This is a genomic window from Pseudoalteromonas sp. MMG012 (genome assembly GCF_018100875.1).
GTDB lineage: Bacteria > Pseudomonadota > Gammaproteobacteria > Enterobacterales > Alteromonadaceae > Pseudoalteromonas > Pseudoalteromonas aurantia.
Map to the genome: position 1 here is coordinate 1 of NZ_JAGJEF010000166.1, position 2441 is coordinate 2441.

Consider the following 2441-nt stretch of genomic DNA (forward strand, 5'->3'; position numbering starts at 1 on the left):
ATAAGAGACATTGCTATGCAGGGCAATGAACTTGCGGTCGCGGCCCTTAATCGTATGTATTTTTGGGGTATGGGCGATACCGACTCGGCGTCGCTTAATGCAACGTACCATAGTGGATATACCCTAAAAGGCGTTGTATGGGAGGATGATGAAATGGTTATTAATGATAGTGGTCAATTAGAGTCTCATTTGGTTGAAAATTTAAAAAACAATATCAATGTCGGCACACGTCATGGCTCCTTGGGTCTTCAGAGCGGCGGCAGCAATGACCAGATAATCAAACTTAAAAATGGCTATGCAGCTGCAACGTATGGTCAGTTAAGCTTCATTGATGAGTCAAAAAATATAATATCGACCATAGAAACAGAGTTGCTAGAATCTCTTTACATTCAAATGGTTGCGTATGAGCGTGTGCTGTTTGTATCTACGGGATACCCTAGTGAGGTTGCTGTGTATGATACGTCAGATTTATCAAACGTAACTGAGCTCACCCGTATTAAGCGTAATTATACAATTTATGGCAATGTTGCTGTTAAAGATAATTATCTTTATATTCCAGTAGTTCTTGAGAATGGGCGCTTTGCAATCACGCCTTATAATATAAGTAACCCAGCTGAGCCCGTGGAATTACCTAGTGTTGAAGTGGGTCGCAGTACAATTACTGCCACTGCCACTGCCACATTACACATTGATGGCAATTACTTGATAGCAATCGGTTTTCAAGGGGCTTTATTTGATATTTCGGTACCTGAAAAGCCAGCGCTGGTTGATGAGAATTTAGAGATCAGTACCAATGGTATTGGCGCCGGTTTTGAGAATGATTTGTTTACGGTACCTATAAATAGCGCAGGGCGTTTACAACGCTCTCAAATAAACTTCGCGCCAAAGCAAGGTGATTTGACGCTGAATTTAGATGAAGATGGTCAAACGATGACTGCCCTTTCGCCATCAGATAATGAAAACGATAGTGTCACGTTTAGTATTCTTGATGAGCCAACAAAGGGTACTGTTACAATTCAAGACAACACCACGCTAAGCTATGTAGGAGCAGGTAACGCCAATGGTACCGATACCGCAAAGCTATTGGTAACGGATGCTCACGGTGGCGCGAGTGAATTTGACTTAACAATCAATATAAAGCCCATCAATGATGCACCTTTATTTAATAACCAACCTGTCACTATGTTAGTTGGATTAGGCCAAACTAAGCGTGTTGCACTTGATGTGACAGATGTCGATGGTGATAGGTTAACCTTTGAAATTACCGATCAAGCTACGCTAGGTAGTGCCGATGTTGATAGCCAGGGCGTTGTAACATATGCACCTAACACCAGCACCGCAGGTACAGATAGCTTTGTTGTGATGGTATCTGATGCAGTAGGGGTGACAGCAAGTAAAAAAGTCAATGTGACTATTTCCACTCAGCCAGTTTCAACGGATGCGACGGGTAACAGTAATGACAGTAGCGGCGGCACGGTAAGCTGGTTTTATTTACTTGGATTGTTGCTCGTTGGTATGCAACGACGCTATACACTTTAATTTAATGTTGAGTCGTAATTCAGGCTTAAAGCCGAGGTCTGAATTACGCTTTTATTTTGGCTTGCCACTGACTTTGCTGGCAAGCCAATCAATGCCCTTTTTGACACTATTGTCAAAAAATAAAATCGAGCCTAGCTTATTATTTTACTTATATTACGCTGTTAACGGGTAATAAAATTCATTAAAAAGCGAGTTGTTAGAGGTTAAAGTTAGCGCTTACTTATTACTTTTAAGGCTGATACCGTGCAACGAACATCATCACCGTTTCTTCAATTGCTCGGTTCATTGCTATGTCACTGACCTCTTCAAAGCCGTAAAGTAGTGGATAAAAAGTAAATGACTTTAATTGATACACAAACTGCTTTGCTGCGTAGTCAGCATCTGTGATTTTGAGTGCTCCAGCGGCAGAGGCTTGCATTAAAAACTCACTAAAATATGTCATGCAGCCGATAGAGTTAGCTGAGAGTGATTTGGCCAGTTCAGGCTGTTGCAGCATTTGAATAAAGGCAATTTTACCGATTTTTAAAAATTCGCTTGAAGTAAGTAAGGCCACTTCTTGCGTGGCAATGTCGCTTAATTGGGCTTGTATCGGGCGAGTACTGTCAAATTCTATAGCACTGACATTGGCGACCTTTTCGAGCATGCGGTCTAAAATCGCATGAAACAGTACCTCTTTTGAGGAAAAGTGATTATAGACGGTGCGCTTAGATACCCCAGCATGACTCGACACCGTATCCATACTGGTTTGGTCTAGTCCGTATTGATAAAATAAATCTTGTGCCGCATCTAATATTTGTAATCGTTTTTTGTCTGATAGTTTCATGTACTTAACCTCAGGTTTGGATAAGGGTTTTGGAATAGAAGATGTTTTGTAAACAAACTTACGTACAATCCAATGATGA

Annotated in this window: 2 protein-coding genes; one reads left to right on the forward strand and one right to left on the reverse strand. The window is 41.2% G+C overall.

The genetic code is table 11. The features are described 5' to 3' along the window. On the forward strand, nucleotides 1-1539 hold a 1539-nt coding region (locus J8L97_RS22720; protein WP_211052999.1), incomplete at its 5' end, for an Ig-like domain-containing protein. Between the two features lie 229 nt (nucleotides 1540-1768). Here J8L97_RS22720 and J8L97_RS22725 read toward each other — a convergent pair. Beyond that, nucleotides 1769-2441 (reverse strand): TetR/AcrR family transcriptional regulator (locus J8L97_RS22725; protein ID WP_312037211.1); only part of this gene is annotated, 673 nt, incomplete at its 5' end.